The following is a 17,037-nucleotide window of genomic DNA, read 5'->3' on the forward strand; positions in this document are numbered from 1 at the left end:
CATCCTCTCTTCTAAGCTGCCTATTCCTAGTTGCGATGGGGGATTAATCTCGTACTAAACCATTCCCAAAAGTGGAAAACATCTAAACTTCTGAATGCAGTGTTTGAGAAAAGTCACGAAATGTGTTTTGATGATTTAGAATCTACGACTTTTGAGGTGAAAAGATGGCTTCGCAAAATACAGAAAAAGATTTAAACACGGTTGCGGATGAAACGATTGATAGCGTGAACCGATTCGTGGAATATTTCAAAGATACGGACATGTGGATTGGGCTTGGGATTAAACTCGCCGGTGTGGCGCTCATTATCCTTGGTTTATACATCGCGACAAGAATCTTGACCACGATGGTGGAACGCGTGTTTACGCTCCGAAAAATAAAAGAAAATGACATTGTCGCACAACGACAGAACGAAACGTTATTGAAACTGGCACAAAATACGATTCGTTATGTCATCGGATTGATCATGGTCCTGACGGTGCTTGGGCAATTCGGTGTAAATATTGCCGGGTTGATTGCTTCGGCCGGTGTGGCAGGTCTCGCTATTTCATTTGGTGCCCAAAGTTTGGTGAAAGACGTCATCACCGGCGCGTTCATCATTTTTGAAAACCAGTATAAAAATGGGGATTACGTCAGCTTGAACCAAGAAGTTGAAGGGATCGTCATCGAAGTCGGCATCCGGACGACAAAGTTAAAAGGATTGAACGGACAAGTATCCATTATTCCGAACGGACAGATCATGCAAGTGACGAACTACTCACTTGAAAACAGTGTGGCGGTCGTCGATGTTGGTGTTGCTTATGAAGAAGACATGGAACGCGTTGAATCGGCGATTAAAGAAATCGCAAAAGAAGTTGAGGCAAAATATCATGACCTCTTCATCGAACCGATTACCCTCGCTGGCGTGCAATCGCTCGGGGCTTCAGAGGTCGTCTATCGCTTGATGGCAGAAGTACCACCGACCCAACATTTCACAGCCGGCCGGATTCTGCATAAAGAATTGAAAGCCGGATTCGACAAACGCAATATTGAAATTCCGTACCCACGTACGGTTATGTTACCCCCTAACCCGACTCCTAAAGGAGGAGAAGTAGAAAATGCACAGTAAAACTTATGCGTTGAACGATATTGTGGAAATGAAAAAACCACATGCCTGCAAGACGAATCGCTGGCAAATCACACGTGTAGGGATGGACATTCGCATCAAATGTCAAGGTTGTGGAGCAAGTGTGCTCATGCAACGCCGGGACTTTGATAAGCGATTCAAGAAAGTGCTTGAGCAAGGCAACGCCGCGGAATAAGCGGCGTTTTTCTTTAGGTTATGAACGTGAGTTGCGGTTTAATCGTGGACTATCTATAATTGTGAAGGATGTGACGGTGTGGTGTACTGAATGTACCCACTCCACAGACGGTTTAACATTTCCCGGGAAACACCGGATGAGGAGGAACTATTAGTGGGATTAACAGCAGGAATTGTCGGATTGCCAAACGTCGGGAAATCGACATTGTTTAATGCGATTACACAAGCAGGAGTCGAAGCGGCTAACTATCCGTTCGCGACGATCGACCCGAATGTCGGCGTCGTAGAAGTACCAGATGCACGCCTTGATCGATTGACAGAACTCGTCAAACCAAAAAAGACGGTTCCAACAGCGTTTGAATTTACAGATATCGCCGGAATCGTTAAAGGGGCTTCAAAAGGTGAAGGACTCGGAAACAAGTTCTTAGCGAATATTCGCGAAGTCGATGCAATCTGCCAAGTCGTTCGTTGTTTTGAAGATGAGAACATCACGCACGTCGCGGGTCGTGTCTCACCAATAGACGACATTACGACAATTAACCTTGAATTGATTTTAGCCGACCTCGAGTTAGTTGAAAAACGGATCACACGTGTTCAAAAAATGGTCAAATCAAAAGATAAAGGTGCCGCACAAGAACTTGAGGCACTTGAAATCGTGCAAGCCGTCTTAGAAGAAGAACGTCCTGCCCGTGTCGCAGAGCTCACGGATGACCAATTGGCAATCGTGAAGCACTTCCAACTATTGACGATGAAACCGATGTTGTACGTGGCAAACGTCAGTGAAGAAGAAGTAGCGGATGCGGATGCAAACGAACATGTTCAAGCCGTCCGTGATCACGCGACAACAGAAGGGGCGCAAGTGATTGTCATCTGTGCACGCATCGAAGAAGAAATTTCAGAACTCGAACCTGAAGAACGTCTTGAGTTCTTACAAGATCTCGGCATCGAAGAGTCTGGACTCGATCAATTGATTCGTGCGGCTTATTCGACACTCGGTCTTGCAACGTACTTCACTGCAGGTGAAAAAGAAGTTCGTGCTTGGACGTTCAAACAAGGGATGAAAGCACCACAGTGTGCTGGTGTCATCCACTCAGACTTCGAACGGGGCTTTATTCGTGCCGAAGTCGTCTCATATGACGATCTTTCAACGGCTGGCAATATGACGATGGTAAAAGAACAAGGGAAACTTCGTTCTGAAGGAAAAGAATACGTCTTCCAAGACGGCGATGTTGTCACATTCCGTTTCAACGTATAAGTTGATTTTCGGAAACGTATTGTAAAAGTTAAGTAAGTTTGATAGTATATTATGACGTGAGTAAAACAATTGTTTGCTCCTTGCTCCTGCAATTGGTAGGGGCCGCTAGTCCAAGAGGAGGTGAAAGATAATGCGTAAATACGAACTTCTTTACATTATCCGTCCATCAGTTGATGAGGAAGCGAAGAAAGCTTTAATCGAACGCTTCAACAACGTCATCACTGAAAACGGTGGTACTGTTGAAAAAACAACAGACATGGGTAAACGTCGTCTCGCTTATGAAATCAACAAGATGCGTGAAGGACACTACGTTCTTCTTAACATCGTTGCTGAACCTAAAGCGATCCAAGAAACAGAGCGTCTCATGAAGATCTCTGACGACGTTGTCCGTCAAATGACAACAAAAGACGAGCGTTAATCCTTAACGTTTCGTATCGTGAAAGGGGATCTTGGAGATGATTAACCGAGTTGTGTTAGTTGGTCGATTGACTCGCGATCCGGAAATGCGTTATACGCAGAGCGGAATCGCCGTAACACGCTTTACTCTCGCTTGCGATCGTCCATTTGCTGGGCAGGATGGGAAGCGCGAGACGGACTTTATTGATTGTGTCGTTTGGCGCAAACAAGCAGAGAACGTAGCACAATACTTGAAAAAGGGCAGCATGGCCGGCGTTGACGGTCGCCTTCAAATCAGTAGTTACGAAGGACAAGATGGCCAACGTCGTTACCGGGCAGAAGTAGTCGCCGACAGCGTACGCTTCCTTGAACCACGCGGAGCTTCAGGGCAACGTGAGCAAGCACCATCTGGAGATGTCTTCAGTGGTGGTGAGTCAAGTGGATCAGGATGGGGCGCAGGAGCTGCTTCGACTTCATCTCAGTCCTCAAACCAGTCTTCAAATAAAGGTTTTGATGCAGATCCGTTCTCGGGTGGCAACAAAATTGACTTGTCAGATGATGATTTGCCATTCTAATCATCGTTGACATGAAAAACTAACTTATAAAGGAGGTCTTCACATGGCACGTCGTCCAGGAGGTCGTCGTCGTCGTAAAGTATGTTTCTTTACGTCGAACAACATCACTCATATCGATTATAAAGACGTAGAATTACTCAAACGCTTCGTTTCAGAGCGTGGTAAAATTCTTCCACGTCGTGTGACTGGTACTTCAGCGAAATACCAACGTCCACTTACTGTCGCTATCAAGCGTTCACGTCAAATGGCTTTGCTTCCATACGTTGCAGAGTAATGTTTGACGAACGACTTATCCTTTTGGATAAGTCGTTTTTTTGTATTTCATCTCGTCTGTAAGTGTGTAAGTGAAACCAACGAATATGGTATGATAGAGCAGAAACCTTTACGATTCTATGGGTGAACATTACTCATTTTAGGAGGCATACATGCACAGTGGTGAAGCATTAACATCCGTGAAGAACCAATACGCACGGCACATGGTTCCATATGTGATTGGAGTCCTTGTCTCGTTAGGATTGGCGTTCTACAATATTGTGGCGGCAATCACCCTGTTTATGGGCACGCTGATTTTCTTCATCTATCAGCAAGTAACAATGCGACGGGAGCGTAAAAATTGGGAACAGTATGTCCTCTCACTCTCTCATCAAATCGAAGAGGTCGGGAAAGAAGCGTTGACGACGATGCCGATTGGAATTTTAGTCTTTGATCAAGACCGGCGCATCAGTTGGTTTAACGAACAATCGCGATTGATCTTCGAACTCGATATGGCGATTGGAGTCCCGCTCGACGCGCTCCATTCTGCATTCGCTGAATTGATTGAAGAGGAAGAGGATGAAGCCACGATTGAAGTAGGCGATCGTGTCTACCGCGTCTACTACAATCAAATACATCAAACCCTTTATTTATTTGACATGACCGAGGAAGCAGAAATTGAGCAAAAGTATGTGCAATCGCAAACAGTCATTGGTATTTTGTACTTGGATAACTATGATGAGATGTCGACTGCGGTGGATGAACAAGTGCGTAGTGAGATCAATCGTCGTGTGACGGTACTTCTCAATCAATGGGCACAGCAGCATCACATCTACATGCGCCGTACAGCGGCGGATCGCTTTTTCCTCGTTATGAACGAGCGAACGTTATCTGAACTTGAAAACAACAGATTCTCAATTTTAGATGAAGTACGTGAAGCGACGAAAGAGCAGAGGATCCCGCTGACGTTATCGATCGGGATTGGATGTGGAGAGACAATGCTAACGGAGCTCGGCAACTTATCTCAGTCAAGTCTAGACCTCGGACTTGGTCGTGGTGGTGACCAGGCTGTTGTCAAACGTCATAACGGAAAAGTACGTTTCTTCGGGGGGAAGACAAACCCGACCGAAAAGCGGACGCGCGTCCGGGCACGTGTCATCTCGAACTCGATGCGTGACTTGATTCGAGAATCGAGTCGTGTTCTCATAATGGGGCATAAGAATCCAGATATGGACTCGCTCGGGGCGTCCATCGGGATTATGAAATTGGCTGAGTTTGTCGGACGTGAGGCGTATGTCGTGATTCCGTCTGGCGAAACGAGTATCGGAATTCAGCGCCTCGTCCAAGAAGTAGAGAACGATGACGCGTTGTATAGCCAGTTCCTAACCGAATATGAAGCACAACCCCTCATTGATGAGCAGACGCTTCTCGTCGTCGTCGATACACACCGTCCATCGCTCGTCATTTCAAAAGATATTCTCTACCGAGCGGAACGAGTCGTCGTCATCGACCATCACCGTCGCGGGGAAGAGTTTATCGAAGATCCGGTACTCGTTTATATGGAGCCATATGCGTCATCAACGTGTGAACTTGTCACGGAGCTGATTGAGTATCAGGCGGGAAGCCGCAAGCTTTCCATTTTGGAAGCGACATCGCTTCTTGCAGGAATCATGGTCGACACGAAAGGATTTACGCTCCGAACAGGCTCACGTACGTTTGACGCGGCATCTTTCTTACGAATTCAAGGGGCGGATACGGTTCTCGTACAGCATTTTATGCGACAGGACCTCGATGCTTATATCGAGCAGTCTCAGATTTTGAGAAACACCGAAATTTATGCAGGCGGCATGGCGATTGCGGTCGCTTCTGACGATGAGGCGCATCATCAAGTGTTGGTTGCCCAATCGGCAGACCAACTGTTAAATATGGAAGGCGTGAAAGCATCATTCGTCATCGCGATTTTACCGGATGGACGAACAGGTATTAGCGCAAGATCCCTCGGTGACGTCAATGTTCAAGTCATCATGGAAATGCTTGATGGTGGTGGACATTTGACGAATGCGGCGACGCAGCTCGAAGTGAGTCGCGAACAAGCGAATGCCATGTTGAAAGAGGCAATCGATCATTATGTAACAGATGAAACTGAAGGAGAGGAATTAGAATGAAAGTCATTTTGAAAGTAGATGTAAAAGGGCAAGGAAAAGCTGGAGAAGTGAAAAATGTGGCAGACGCTTACGCGAAAAATGTCTTGTTCAAGAAAAATTTGGCGGTAGAAGCGACACCTGGGAACCTAAAAGCGTTCGCAGCGAAAGAACGTCGTGCCGAAGAGGCCGCAGAAGAAGAGTTGAACGAAGCGAAACAACTAAAAGAGAAGCTTGAAAAAGAGACGATCGCCGTCACGACGAAAGCAGGGGAAGGCGGTCGCGTGTTCGGGTCAGTCACAAGCAAACAAATCGCGGATGCCCTTAAAACAATGGGCTATAAGATTGATAAGCGTAAAATTGAACTCGAGCACCCAATCAAGGCGCTCGGCTTCACGAAAGTGCCTGTGAAGTTGCACCATGACGTCGTCGCGACGTTGAATGTACATGTACAAGAAGCTTGAAGGTGAGGTAGAGACGGATGAGTGATGCGATTCAAGTCAATACACCACCACATAGCGTGGAAGCGGAGCAAGCCGTCTTAGGGGCAATCATCCTCGATTCGGATCGGTTGATCACGGCCTCAGAACGTGTCGACCCGGACGACTTTTATCGTGTCAGCCACCAACGCATCTTTGAAGCGATGTTAAAGATCAATGACCGGGGCGAACTCGTCGACTTAGTCACGCTCAGTTCAGAGTTACAGGCTCAAGGCATTCTAGACGAAATCGGCGGTCTCAACTATTTGGCAGAAGTCGCTGAATCTGTACCGGCCATTGGAAACATCGGCTATTACTTGAACGTCGTCGACCAAAAAGCGGCGCTCCGTCGTTTAATCCGAACGGCGACCAATATCGTGTCAGACGGTTATGAACGCCAAGATGAGGTCGATTCCGTGCTGTCAGATGCCGAACGGAATATTTTAAAAGTATCACAGCGAAAAGGACAATCGAGTTTCCATCCAATCGGGTCGGTTCTCTCGGATGCATATTCAACGATTGAAAAACTACATCAGTCGAGTGGTGAAATCACTGGAATTGCAACGGGCTTCACCGATTTGGATAAGATGACGGCCGGTTTCCAGCGAAACGATTTGATTATCGTGGCCGCTCGTCCATCTGTCGGGAAAACCGCGTTCGCTTTGAACATCTCGCAAAACGTTGCCGTCCGTACGGGCGAGAACGTCGCCATCTTCAGTTTGGAGATGGGTGCCGAGCAACTCGTTATGCGTATGTTGTGTGCGGAAGGGAATATCGATGCCCAGCGTCTCCGGACCGGTCGTCTCGAAGCAGAAGACTGGGGCCGTCTGTCACTCGCAATGTCGTCGCTTTCGCAAGCAGGCATCTACATCGACGATACGCCGGGTCTCCGTGTCAACGAGATTCGAGCGAAGTGTCGTCGTTTGAAACAGGAGTACGGCCTCGGGATGATTATGATTGACTACTTGCAGCTCATCGTCGGGAACGGGAAACCGGGCGAGAACCGCCAACAAGAAGTATCGGAGATCTCGCGTACGCTCAAAGCGATTGCGCGGGAACTGCAAGTACCGGTTATCGCCTTGTCACAGCTCTCGCGTGGCGTAGAGAGTCGTCAAGACAAGCGACCGATGATGTCGGATATCCGGGAATCGGGAGCGATCGAGCAGGATGCCGATATCGTCGCCTTCCTTTATCGTGATGACTATTACGATAAAGAGAGTGAAGACGCCAATACGATTGAGATCATCATTGCGAAACAACGTAACGGTCCGACCGGTACGGTCAAGCTCTCCTTCCGGAAAGAGTATAACAAGTTCGTCAATATGGAGACACAAGCCTTCGCACCACCGATGTAACGTCGGTGGTGTCTTTGTTTAAAAATAACGAACGAATAGTTACATCTTATATAAAACGTTCGGCATTAGATTGACTTTCTTACTTTTCAAGTGTACACTTACGGATGGTTTGAACAGAACGTTGATTAATAAGGAGGATTCATTATGTCATCAGTAGTCGTAGTGGGAACGCAGTGGGGCGATGAAGGGAAAGGAAAGATCACCGATTTCTTATCGAAACAAGCCGAAGTCGTCGCGCGTTATCAAGGGGGAGACAACGCTGGTCACACGATCGTCTTCAATGATACGAAATATAAACTTCACCTCATTCCGTCTGGGATCTTCTATTCGGACAAAACGTGTGTCATCGGAAACGGAATGGTCGTCAACCCGAAATCACTCGTGACCGAACTCGCTTACTTACATGAGCGCGGTGTGAGCACGGATAACCTTCGGATCTCGAACCGGGCGCACATCATCTTGCCGTATCACCAGCTTCAAGACCGTCTAGAGGAAGACGCAAAAGGTGACGCAAAAGTCGGTACGACGCTCAAAGGAATCGGTCCGGCATACATGGATAAGGCGGCACGTATCGGGCTTCGCATCGCTGACCTTCTTGATAAAGAAGTGTTTGCGGAGAAACTAAAGACCGTGCTTGAGTTGAAGAACCGCATGTTCGTGAAAATGTATGAGGTCGACCCGATCGAGTTTGATGATATCTTTGAAGAGTACTATGCGTATGGCCAACAGTTCGCTAAATACGTGTGTGATACATCGGTCGTCTTAAACGATGCACTCGACGAAGAAAAGAAAGTTCTCTTTGAAGGGGCACAAGGGGTCCTTCTCGATATCGACCACGGAACGTACCCGTTCGTCACATCGTCGAACGCCGCGTCAGGTGGCGTATCGAGCGGTGCCGGAATCGGACCATCGAAGATTCATCACGTGGTCGGTGTCTGTAAAGCATACACGTCACGTGTCGGTGACGGTCCGTTCCCGACAGAACTTGACGATGAGATCGGCCATACGATCCGTGAAGTCGGTAAAGAGTACGGGACAACAACAGGTCGTCCCCGTCGTGTCGGCTGGTTCGACTCGGTTGTCGTACGTCACTCACGTCGTGTCAGTGGAATCACAGATCTTTGCCTCAACTCCATCGATGTATTGACAGGTCTTGAGACGCTCAAGATTTGCACATCGTATGAGTACGAAGGGAAGCATCTTGATGAGTACCCGCCGAACTTCCGCGTCCTCGAGAAGTGTGTACCAGTATACGAAGAACTTCCGGGTTGGACAGAAGACATCACGGGTGTCCGCAACTTCGATGACCTTCCGAAGAATGCACAGCGCTACGTTCGTCGTATCGAAGAATTGACAGGGATTGAGTTGCTGACGTTCTCGGTCGGACCGGCTCGTGAACAGACGGTCATCTTGCGTGATATTTACGAAGCATAAGAAAGGGAGCCATCGGGCTCTCTTTTTCATTTCCACGGAAATGGACCAAGCTTTCTAAGCTGTATAAAAAGAGTTACAATGTAGGCATGTACGTTTAATGATAAGAGGAGGACTCACTGAATGGATCGTACGATTTTAGTGGTAGATGACGAACAACCAATCGCAGATATATTGAAGTTTAAACTTGAAAAAGAAGGTTACCAGGTGCATGTCGCTTATGACGGCGAAGAAGCCCTCGTAAAAGTAGAGGAGATTCAACCGGACCTCATCTTACTCGACATCATGCTTCCGCTCAAAGACGGCATGGAAGTATGTCGTGAGGTACGGAAGAAGTATGATATGCCGATCATCATGTTGACGGCGAAAGACTCCGAGATCGATAAAGTACTCGGGTTAGAGCTCGGAGCGGATGACTACGTCACGAAACCGTTCAGCTCACGTGAACTGTTGGCTCGTGTCAAAGCGAATATGCGACGTCACGCGACGGCGCCGGCGCCAGAAGCGAAAGGGGCGAATGCGAACGATATCGCGATCGGCGACTTGACGATTCATCCGGATTCGTACATGGTGACGAAACGGGAAGAGAAAATCGAATTGACGCATCGCGAGTTCGAATTAATTCATTACCTCGCGCAAAACATTGGACAAGTGATGACGCGTGAACACTTGCTCCAAACGGTATGGGGCTATGATTACTTCGGTGACGTACGTACCGTGGATGTTACAGTACGCCGTCTTCGCGAAAAAGTAGAGGATAACCCATCGACGCCGACGTACATCATTACGCGTCGTGGCGTCGGATATTATTTGAAGGCAGGAGAAGAAGACTAAACGATGAAACGGACGAACTTCTTTAAATCAATCCAGTGGAAGCTCGTCGTCATCTATGCGCTGCTCATTCTCGTTGCGATGCAAGTCATCGGCGTGTACTTTGTACGTTCTTTGGAACGACAATACATCAACAACTTCTCGCAGTCACTCGTCGACCGGGCGAACCTACTGAGCTATAACGTCAGTGAGGGAATCGCAGCGAACGAGAGTGACTCGACTACTGACCAGCAGTTGAACCAGTTATTGGATCAGCTGCTGTCTGAATTTACAGAGAGCACGACGCTAGCTGACGACATTCGGGAAGTCCAAATCATCGACACGAACAGTGTCGTGCGGGCGACCTCGAATCAAAATAATCAAAGTCTCGTCGGACAACGGACGGCGAGTACGTTTATCCAGAAGTCATTCGCGACAGGCGGGGCGCAGGAGACGCTCGTCTATGAGGATTCGAATGACCGAATGCGCGTCGTCGCCGTTCCGATTAAATCGGAAGTGGATGGGACGACGACCGGGATGATTTATATCGAGGCATCGATGAAATCCATCTACAACCAGATGGAACAAGTGACACGTATCCTCGCAACGGGGACGTTGATTGCACTCATCATCACCTCGTTCCTTGGTATTCTCTTATCGCGCACCATCACGCGACCGATTGCCGACATGCGCAGGCAGGCCGTAGAGATGCGGAAAGGGAACTTCTCGCGGAAAGTTAAAGTGTACTCGGATGACGAGGTCGGTCAACTCGCGTATGCGTTCAACGAATTGACAGACGAATTGATGGAAGCAAATGCGACGACGGAAGCGGAACGACGTCGCTTGACGAGTGTCCTTGAGAACATGTCGGACGGGGTGGTCGCGACCGACCGCTCGTTACGCGTCATCTTGATGAACGACCAAGCGCGCGACATGATCGGGGTTGCGGAGGAAGAGGCGATGGGGACGAATTTACAAAGTCTCCTCGCGTTCGAAGAGGAAATCGTTATTCCAGAAGACGGGACGATGCCGACGAAGCTGATTGACCTCAGTACGGATGAAGAATTGTTCCTCGTCCGTGCCTACTTCTCACCGATTCAAAAGCACAGCGGACCGATCACAGGTCTCATCGTCGTCTTGCATGATGTCACGGAACAAGAACAAGTCGAACAGGACCGCCGTGAATTCGTGGCGAACGTCAGTCACGAGTTGCGTACACCGCTCACGACAATGCGCAGCTATTTGGAAGTCCTCGCGGAAGGCGCTTATCAAGACGATGAGTTGGCGCCACGCTTCTTAGAGACGACACAAAACGAGACGGAGCGGATGATTCGCCTCGTCAACGACTTGTTGCAACTCTCGAAGATGGACAGTAAAGAATACAAGATGCAGAAAGTGAAGTTCGACTTCGTGCAATTCTTTAACGACATCATCGACCGTCACGAGATGACGAAAGGAGAGGCGATTCAATTCCGTCGCAAACTGATGAAGCGTCGTGTCTACGTGCATGCCGACCAAGATAAGATGACCCAAGTCATCGACAACATCATCACGAACGCCATCAAGTTCTCACCAGAAGGCGGGACGATCACGTTCCGGACGATGCTTCGGGCGAAGCGCCTCGTTATCGGGATCAAGGATGAAGGGGTCGGGATTCCGAAGTCGAACTTGAAGAAAATTTTTGAGCGCTTCTACCGTGTCGATAAGGCACGGGCGCGTAACATCGGTGGAACCGGACTCGGTCTATCGATTGCCAAAGAAGTCGTATCCGCTCACGGGGGCGACATCTGGGCAGAGAGTGAGTTTGGCCGCGGTACGACGATTTACTTCACCATCCCGTTCGATACGATTGTGGAGGTGAATGATTGATGAAACGGTTTACGATTGCAAAGCCGGAACTGTGGAAGTCGTTCATTTTGCTCACGTTAATCGTCACGTCGATTGTTCAAACCATCATCTTGTGGGATTACCATCCCACGTATCAGGCCGTCCAATCGGAGACGCAGCTCACGACGGTGGACGAGTCCCTGCAGCGCCGAGCGAATCAGGTCATCATCCCGACTCAAGCGGTCGTACATGACAACAATGCCGTCTTCGCTTCGAAGAATACGCCGAAGCAACTGATGCGCGTCATTCGGGATTCGTTTGAAGCGAGTGAGTTCAAACCACTCGCCGTGAAAAATGTCCCGAGCTTCTATACGGATATCAACGAGGGACTCGAGTTGATCTTACCGGAGGCCTACTATGCGGATACGCTCAGCTACATGTTGCCGGGAACGTATAGTTTGTCTGGGAAAATTCCACAACGGATCCTCATCTATATGGACGAAAATGCGTTCAACATTCGCACCATCATGAGCGACCAATCGATTTGGGAAGGAAAGTTGACGAAAGTCGGAAACGGCGATGTGAACAGTATCTTCTTGAAAAATTCGAGTCGAACGATGAAGCGGGTGACGTACACCGATGAGCGGGTGAATTACATTCCGGTCATTGGACCTGAGATGAATGAGTTGTTTGCTTACGACGTATCATCGATTCAAATCGATACCCGTCTTGACTGGATGCGGGACACGTTCTTCCCGGGCGACCCGAATGTTCAGGAGGTCGACCCGGCAAGTTCGATTGGAGCCTTGACGAATGGTGTCAGCGTTGGGGAATATGATGCGACCCTGAACGCCAGTCGTTACCGAAACTTGTCTCGGAACAGTACAGAACGTGACACGGCACTCGGATTAGATTCGATTGTAGAATTCGTGAACTTCCACGGTGGATGGGTCGATGAAGCTTCTGAGAATCAAGGGCTCTCACTTCGCTTTGATGCCATCACACCTGCAAATAAAGGTTTTGAAACGACTGTGTTCCGTTTTCATGTGAAAGGGTATCCGGTCTTTAGTCAGCGCGAGGCATTTATCAACAACGATGCCATCGACTTATCCACATTACGTGTGGAAAACGACGGGGCACAGGTCCGGTCGATCACACGTCACCACTTGGAAATCGATCGGCTGATCACGGTCGGTACGACACAGTTGGCTAATGCGAACGAGGTGCTCAGTACCCTCATCAACTCCGGACGGTTTGAGAACGTAACGGAGATTCGAATCGGTTATGAAATCGAATATAACGAAGATACGAGCCGCTACGTGACGTTTTCACCGAACTGGTTCGTGCGTGAGGCGGGCCGTTGGGTCCCATACAATCAAGGAGACGATTGGACAGAAAGGATGATGTATCGTGGATTGGAGTAAAGCGAAAACGATTTTAATCTTCGCCTTCCTCGCCTTGAACATCTATCTATTGTTCCAATTGTTGACGGAAACATGGGCGACCGAAGTCGTGACGAATGACAACACCTCGATCACGCAGATTTTAGACCAGCGGAATGTCGATCCGGCAAAATTGCCACGGATGGGTCGGGATATCGGCTATTTGACGGGTTCGTCTGAAGAAATGTCGGCTGCGATGATCACCAAAAATCGGGAGGCACAACTCGCGACGACGCTCGACAACATGCAACTCGAAGTCGAGTTGAAGCAACCCGTCTTGCTCGATGCGAAGGATTTGCGGACGACCGCCTCGACGTTTGTAGCGGAATATGTCCCGTTTGGAAACGAGTACGCCTACTGGCGCTACGATGAAAAAACGAGACAGATTGCTTTCGTGCAAACATTCGAGGATAACAAGATTTTTTCAGCACCTGAAGTCGAGGGGGATACGGAAATGTACATCGGTCCGTCCCTCATCCTCATTCAGTTGAACGAGTCGTTCGAAGTGACGGATTATAAGCAGCGTCATTTAAAAGACCTCTCGTCAAAAACGCAAGACGACCTCGTGTTGACGGCCAGTGAAGCCATCTCACAACTCGCGTCTCGGAAGTACTTCCAACCGAACCAGGAGATGCGGGCCATCAATACCGGGTTTTACAGTTTACCGCTCGACAGCTCAGGCAGTTTGATTATCATGCCACCGCTTTGGTCGATTGGGATTGATGATCAAGTCTACTTCGTCAATGCGATCGATGGAACGGTCGAGCACGTGGAGTTTGAAACGAAAGAATGAAAGGAGTGATTGCGTGACTTTACAGTATAGTGTGTTAGCGAGCGGGTCGACCGGAAACGCCCTCTATATCGAGACGGAACGGACGAAGCTGCTCGTCGATGCCGGTTTGACCGGAAAAGCGATGCAACAGCGCATCGAAGCCATCGGTCGGTCGTTTGACGGAATCGACGCACTGCTCGTCACCCATGAGCACTCCGACCATATTAAAGGTGTCGGGATATTAGCACGAAAGTATAACTTACCGATTTATGCGAATGCGAAGACATGGGCAGCGATGGAATCACTGATTGGAAAGATTGATCCTGCCTTGAAGTTTCAAATCGAAGTCGGAGACGTGAAACAGTTCGGGGATATCGAAATCGAGACGTTCAACGTGAGCCATGATGCGGCAGACCCGATGTTTTATCAGTTTGCGCATGACGGGAAACGATTGGCCCATATCACCGATACGGGATATGTTTCGGACCGGATGAAAGGGGTCATCCGTGGAGCGGACGACTTCATCTTTGAGTCGAACCATGACGTCTCGATGTTGCAGATGGGGCGTTATCCATGGAGTGTCAAACGACGAATCCTCGGCGACTATGGCCACGTCTCGAACGAGGATGCAGCCATCGCGATGAGTGAGGTCATCGGCGACAGTACGAAACGGATTTATTTGGCCCACTTAAGCAAGGACAACAACATGAAGGAGCTCGCGCAGATGAGCGTCTCGCAAACACTCGGCATGCGAGATGTCGACTTAGGTCGAATCAAATTGTGCGACACGGACCCGACAATCCCCACTTCACTCGTTTCTTTATAAGGAAACTTGGGAAAAGACAGTTATCACACTGTCTTGAAGGGGGGACGCGTCGTGAACGAAGAGAGACACCATGAGTATGAACCTCAAGACGTCGAACCTGAAGTACACGAAGCAACAGAAGAGAAATCGACGTATCCGTCTCGGAGCGAATGGCGACCGAAGCAAGAGGAGCACGTACGCCATAAGCCGAGACCAAATATAAAACCGTTGTTACTCGGAGGGGTTGGCGGATTCTTAGGAGCGGCTTTGTTTTTTGTCATTGTGATGCTCTGGGATTCGCCGACCTCTCGTTTTGTGACGAATGAACTGACGCGGACCGAACAGGCCGTCACCGTCACCGAATCGGACGTGACGACGGCTGTCCTTGGGGCGAAGACGTCCGTCGTCAGCATCACCAATATCCAGCGTGCGTTCACCTCGGACTCGCAATGGGAGGCGGGTGCCGGCTCTGGTGTCATCTATAAAGTAGAAGGAAACACGGCCTATATCGTCACGAACTTCCACGTCATCGAAGAAGCGGACGAGGTCAACATCACCTTTTCCGATGGTCAAATCGCATCGGCAACCATTTTAGGCGAAGACCCGCTCAACGATTTGGCTGTCGCTGAGGTCGAGTTGCCGAAAAATATTGATGTGGAGCCGATTGTTCTCGGTGACTCCACCGTTCTCCAAGCTGGCGAGACCGTCATGGCCATCGGAAATCCGCTTGGTGTCTTCTCAAACTCGGTTACGCGTGGTATCGTCAGTGGTGTCGAGCGGACGGTGCCGGTCGATACGAACAGCGACGGCTTGATGGATTATAACGCGGAAGTCATTCAAACGGATGCGGCCATCAACCCGGGAAATTCGGGTGGTGCCTTGATCAACATTCGTGGAGAGCTTGTCGGAATCAATTCGATGAAAATCGCCGAGGCGAGCGTAGAAGGGGTCGGATTCTCCATTCCCGTCAACGTGGCCCTACCGGTCATTGACATGTTAGAACGCGACGGTAAGGTAACACGGGCTCAGCTCGGGGTCACGATTCAGGAAGTCATCGCCGTACCTGGTAACATCCGGGAAGAGTACGGGATTTCATTCGACCAGGAAGACGGTGTCTTCGTCGAAGAGGTGACACCGGGTAGTCCGGCCGAAGAAGCAGGACTTCGGGTCGGGGATGTGATCACAAAAATCGGAGACCGGGAGATCAAACGATACGTCGATTTACGTGATGCGTTGTATCGTGACGCAACGGTCGGTGATACAATCTCCATTGAGTATTTACGTCGAGGGGAAGCAAGAGAAACTGAGGCGACATTAACTGAAGCAACATAAAGAAGCGGCGACGCTTCTTTTTTAAGGAGGAAAAACTGTGGAAAAAAAAGTATGCAAGGAACATGTTGAAATCGCTTTAGACATCATTGTGGATGAGACGGGGGAGTACCCGTTACTAGAGGAATTATCCACAAGTGGACAAGTGGCATGTGAGTTCTGTGATGCCGATGCAACATATGTTGTGTCAAGCAAAAACTAATTATCAACATGTGGATTTGTGGATAACTCTGTGGATAACCCTATGGATAACTCCAAAAAAACTGTGGAAAAAGGAAGAATTGGATGAATATTTCAATTATCACGGTCGGCAAACTGAAAGAAAAATATTTAAAACAAGGAATTGCCGAGTACACAAAGCGGCTTTCTGCCTATGCAAAAGTGCAGGAAATCGAGGTGTCAGACGAAAAAGCACCTGAGCATTTGAGTGAGGCAGATATGTTACTAGTAAAACAAAAGGAAGGCGAGCGCATTTTGGCGAAAATATCCCCAGATACGCACGTCATCGTCTTGGCGATTCAAGGAAAGCAGCGAACGAGTGAAGAGTTCGCCCGTGAACTCGATCAACTCGCAACGTACGGAAAAAGTAAAATCGCCTTCGTCATCGGGGGCTCGCTTGGTTTGTCGGACGATGTGATGAAGCGAGCGAACGATACGATTTCGTTCTCGAAGATGACGTTCCCCCATCAACTCATGAAGCTCGTGTTGTGTGAACAGATTTATCGGGCGTATCGAATCAATCGGAATGAACCGTACCATAAGTAAATGAGGTTTTTATTTCTCTGAAATTCAAAAAAAAATACTTGGTAAAAGTTATTGACACATATTTTTTATATGTATATGATGTATTAAAGTCAATAAATTTTGACT

At 48.7% G+C, this 17,037-nt stretch carries 18 protein-coding genes; all 18 read left to right on the forward strand.

Going from position 1 to position 17,037, the window contains the following annotated elements; all coding sequences use genetic code 11:
- Positions 1–164: 164 nt before the first annotated feature.
- Positions 165–1,106 carry a mechanosensitive ion channel family protein gene (locus tag KNO76_RS11275; protein ID WP_051545930.1) on the forward strand — a complete coding sequence of 314 codons (942 nt, stop codon included), beginning with the start codon at positions 165–167 and terminating at the stop codon, positions 1,104–1,106.
- Complete coding sequence (locus KNO76_RS11280) at positions 1,096–1,299, forward strand: DUF951 domain-containing protein (RefSeq protein ID WP_026824731.1); 204 nt, start codon at positions 1,096–1,098, stop codon at positions 1,297–1,299. The genes KNO76_RS11275 and KNO76_RS11280 overlap by 11 nt, the downstream gene beginning before the upstream one ends.
- A gap of 153 nt (positions 1,300–1,452) precedes the next feature.
- Complete coding sequence (ychF, locus tag KNO76_RS11285; RefSeq protein ID WP_026824730.1) at positions 1,453–2,553, forward strand: redox-regulated ATPase YchF; 1,101 nt, start codon at positions 1,453–1,455, stop codon at positions 2,551–2,553.
- A 130-nt stretch (positions 2,554–2,683) separates the two neighbouring features.
- Complete coding sequence (gene rpsF, locus KNO76_RS11290; protein ID WP_026824729.1) at positions 2,684–2,971, forward strand: 30S ribosomal protein S6; 288 nt, start codon at positions 2,684–2,686, stop codon at positions 2,969–2,971.
- 37 nt (positions 2,972–3,008) lie between these two features.
- Positions 3,009–3,524 (forward strand): single-stranded DNA-binding protein, encoded by a 516-nt coding sequence (ssb, locus tag KNO76_RS11295; protein WP_026824728.1) that lies wholly within the window; start codon positions 3,009–3,011, stop codon positions 3,522–3,524.
- A 43-nt stretch (positions 3,525–3,567) separates the two neighbouring features.
- The gene (gene rpsR, locus KNO76_RS11300) at positions 3,568–3,798 is read left to right on the forward strand and encodes a 30S ribosomal protein S18 (protein WP_015880232.1); all 231 of its coding nucleotides are present in this window, start codon (positions 3,568–3,570) and stop codon (positions 3,796–3,798) included.
- A gap of 151 nt (positions 3,799–3,949) precedes the next feature.
- Positions 3,950–5,941, forward strand: coding sequence for a DHH family phosphoesterase (locus tag KNO76_RS11305; RefSeq protein ID WP_214885489.1), 1,992 nt, complete (start codon positions 3,950–3,952; stop codon positions 5,939–5,941).
- Positions 5,938–6,381 carry a 50S ribosomal protein L9 gene (gene rplI, locus KNO76_RS11310; RefSeq protein ID WP_214700773.1) on the forward strand — a complete coding sequence of 148 codons (444 nt, stop codon included), beginning with the start codon at positions 5,938–5,940 and terminating at the stop codon, positions 6,379–6,381. Before KNO76_RS11305 ends, rplI begins: the two co-directional genes overlap by 4 nt.
- 17 nt (positions 6,382–6,398) lie before the next feature.
- A complete protein-coding gene (dnaB, locus tag KNO76_RS11315; RefSeq protein ID WP_026824725.1) occupies positions 6,399–7,751 on the forward strand; it encodes a replicative DNA helicase in 1,353 nt (450 codons plus the stop codon).
- A 144-nt stretch (positions 7,752–7,895) separates the two neighbouring features.
- Complete coding sequence (locus tag KNO76_RS11320) at positions 7,896–9,185, forward strand: adenylosuccinate synthase (protein ID WP_026824724.1); 1,290 nt, start codon at positions 7,896–7,898, stop codon at positions 9,183–9,185.
- A gap of 120 nt (positions 9,186–9,305) precedes the next feature.
- The gene (gene yycF / locus KNO76_RS11325) at positions 9,306–10,016 is read left to right on the forward strand and encodes a response regulator YycF (RefSeq protein WP_026824723.1); all 711 of its coding nucleotides are present in this window, start codon (positions 9,306–9,308) and stop codon (positions 10,014–10,016) included.
- 3 nt (positions 10,017–10,019) lie between these two features.
- Positions 10,020–11,861 carry a cell wall metabolism sensor histidine kinase WalK gene (gene walK, locus KNO76_RS11330; protein ID WP_026824722.1) on the forward strand — a complete coding sequence of 614 codons (1,842 nt, stop codon included), beginning with the start codon at positions 10,020–10,022 and terminating at the stop codon, positions 11,859–11,861.
- Positions 11,861–13,243, forward strand: coding sequence for a two-component system activity regulator YycH (yycH, locus tag KNO76_RS11335; RefSeq protein ID WP_214885569.1), 1,383 nt, complete (start codon positions 11,861–11,863; stop codon positions 13,241–13,243). Before walK ends, yycH begins: the two co-directional genes overlap by 1 nt.
- On the forward strand, positions 13,230–14,054 hold the full coding sequence (locus KNO76_RS11340; protein WP_214885491.1) for a two-component system regulatory protein YycI: 825 nt from the start codon (positions 13,230–13,232) through the stop codon (positions 14,052–14,054). Before yycH ends, KNO76_RS11340 begins: the two co-directional genes overlap by 14 nt.
- A 13-nt stretch (positions 14,055–14,067) precedes the next feature.
- Positions 14,068–14,859: an MBL fold metallo-hydrolase gene (locus KNO76_RS11345; RefSeq protein ID WP_214885493.1), complete on the forward strand. Its 792-nt coding sequence runs from the start codon at positions 14,068–14,070 to the stop codon at positions 14,857–14,859.
- A 51-nt stretch (positions 14,860–14,910) separates the two neighbouring features.
- On the forward strand, positions 14,911–16,170 hold the full coding sequence (locus KNO76_RS11350; protein ID WP_214885495.1) for a S1C family serine protease: 1,260 nt from the start codon (positions 14,911–14,913) through the stop codon (positions 16,168–16,170).
- A 37-nt stretch (positions 16,171–16,207) separates the two neighbouring features.
- Complete coding sequence (locus tag KNO76_RS14265) at positions 16,208–16,369, forward strand: CxxH/CxxC protein (RefSeq protein WP_084483554.1); 162 nt, start codon at positions 16,208–16,210, stop codon at positions 16,367–16,369.
- An 83-nt stretch (positions 16,370–16,452) separates the two neighbouring features.
- Positions 16,453–16,932 (forward strand): 23S rRNA (pseudouridine(1915)-N(3))-methyltransferase RlmH, encoded by a 480-nt coding sequence (rlmH, locus tag KNO76_RS11360; protein WP_214885497.1) that lies wholly within the window; start codon positions 16,453–16,455, stop codon positions 16,930–16,932.
- Positions 16,933–17,037: the final 105 nt, after the last annotated feature.

The organism is Exiguobacterium sp. s101 (genome assembly GCF_018617835.1).
In the GTDB taxonomy this organism is placed as follows: Bacteria; Bacillota; Bacilli; order Exiguobacteriales; family Exiguobacteriaceae; genus Exiguobacterium; species Exiguobacterium marinum.

What these genes read in the sequence shown, in the direction of transcription:
- KNO76_RS11275 (WP_051545930.1), top strand. Translation starts at nt 165, where the DNA reads ATGGCTTCGCAAAATACAGAAAAAGATTTAAACACGGTTGCGGATGAA.
- KNO76_RS11280 (WP_026824731.1), top strand. Translation starts at nt 1,096, where the DNA reads ATGCACAGTAAAACTTATGCGTTGAACGATATTGTGGAAATGAAAAAA.
- rpsF (WP_026824729.1), top strand. Translation starts at nt 2,684, where the DNA reads ATGCGTAAATACGAACTTCTTTACATTATCCGTCCATCAGTTGATGAG.
- ssb (WP_026824728.1), top strand. Translation starts at nt 3,009, where the DNA reads ATGATTAACCGAGTTGTGTTAGTTGGTCGATTGACTCGCGATCCGGAA.
- rpsR (WP_015880232.1), top strand. Translation starts at nt 3,568, where the DNA reads ATGGCACGTCGTCCAGGAGGTCGTCGTCGTCGTAAAGTATGTTTCTTT.
- KNO76_RS11305 (WP_214885489.1), top strand. Translation starts at nt 3,950, where the DNA reads ATGCACAGTGGTGAAGCATTAACATCCGTGAAGAACCAATACGCACGG.
- rplI (WP_214700773.1), top strand. Translation starts at nt 5,938, where the DNA reads ATGAAAGTCATTTTGAAAGTAGATGTAAAAGGGCAAGGAAAAGCTGGA.
- dnaB (WP_026824725.1), top strand. Translation starts at nt 6,399, where the DNA reads ATGAGTGATGCGATTCAAGTCAATACACCACCACATAGCGTGGAAGCG.
- KNO76_RS11320 (WP_026824724.1), top strand. Translation starts at nt 7,896, where the DNA reads ATGTCATCAGTAGTCGTAGTGGGAACGCAGTGGGGCGATGAAGGGAAA.
- yycF (WP_026824723.1), top strand. Translation starts at nt 9,306, where the DNA reads ATGGATCGTACGATTTTAGTGGTAGATGACGAACAACCAATCGCAGAT.
- walK (WP_026824722.1), top strand. Translation starts at nt 10,020, where the DNA reads ATGAAACGGACGAACTTCTTTAAATCAATCCAGTGGAAGCTCGTCGTC.
- yycH (WP_214885569.1), top strand. Translation starts at nt 11,861, where the DNA reads ATGAAACGGTTTACGATTGCAAAGCCGGAACTGTGGAAGTCGTTCATT.
- rlmH (WP_214885497.1), top strand. Translation starts at nt 16,453, where the DNA reads ATGAATATTTCAATTATCACGGTCGGCAAACTGAAAGAAAAATATTTA.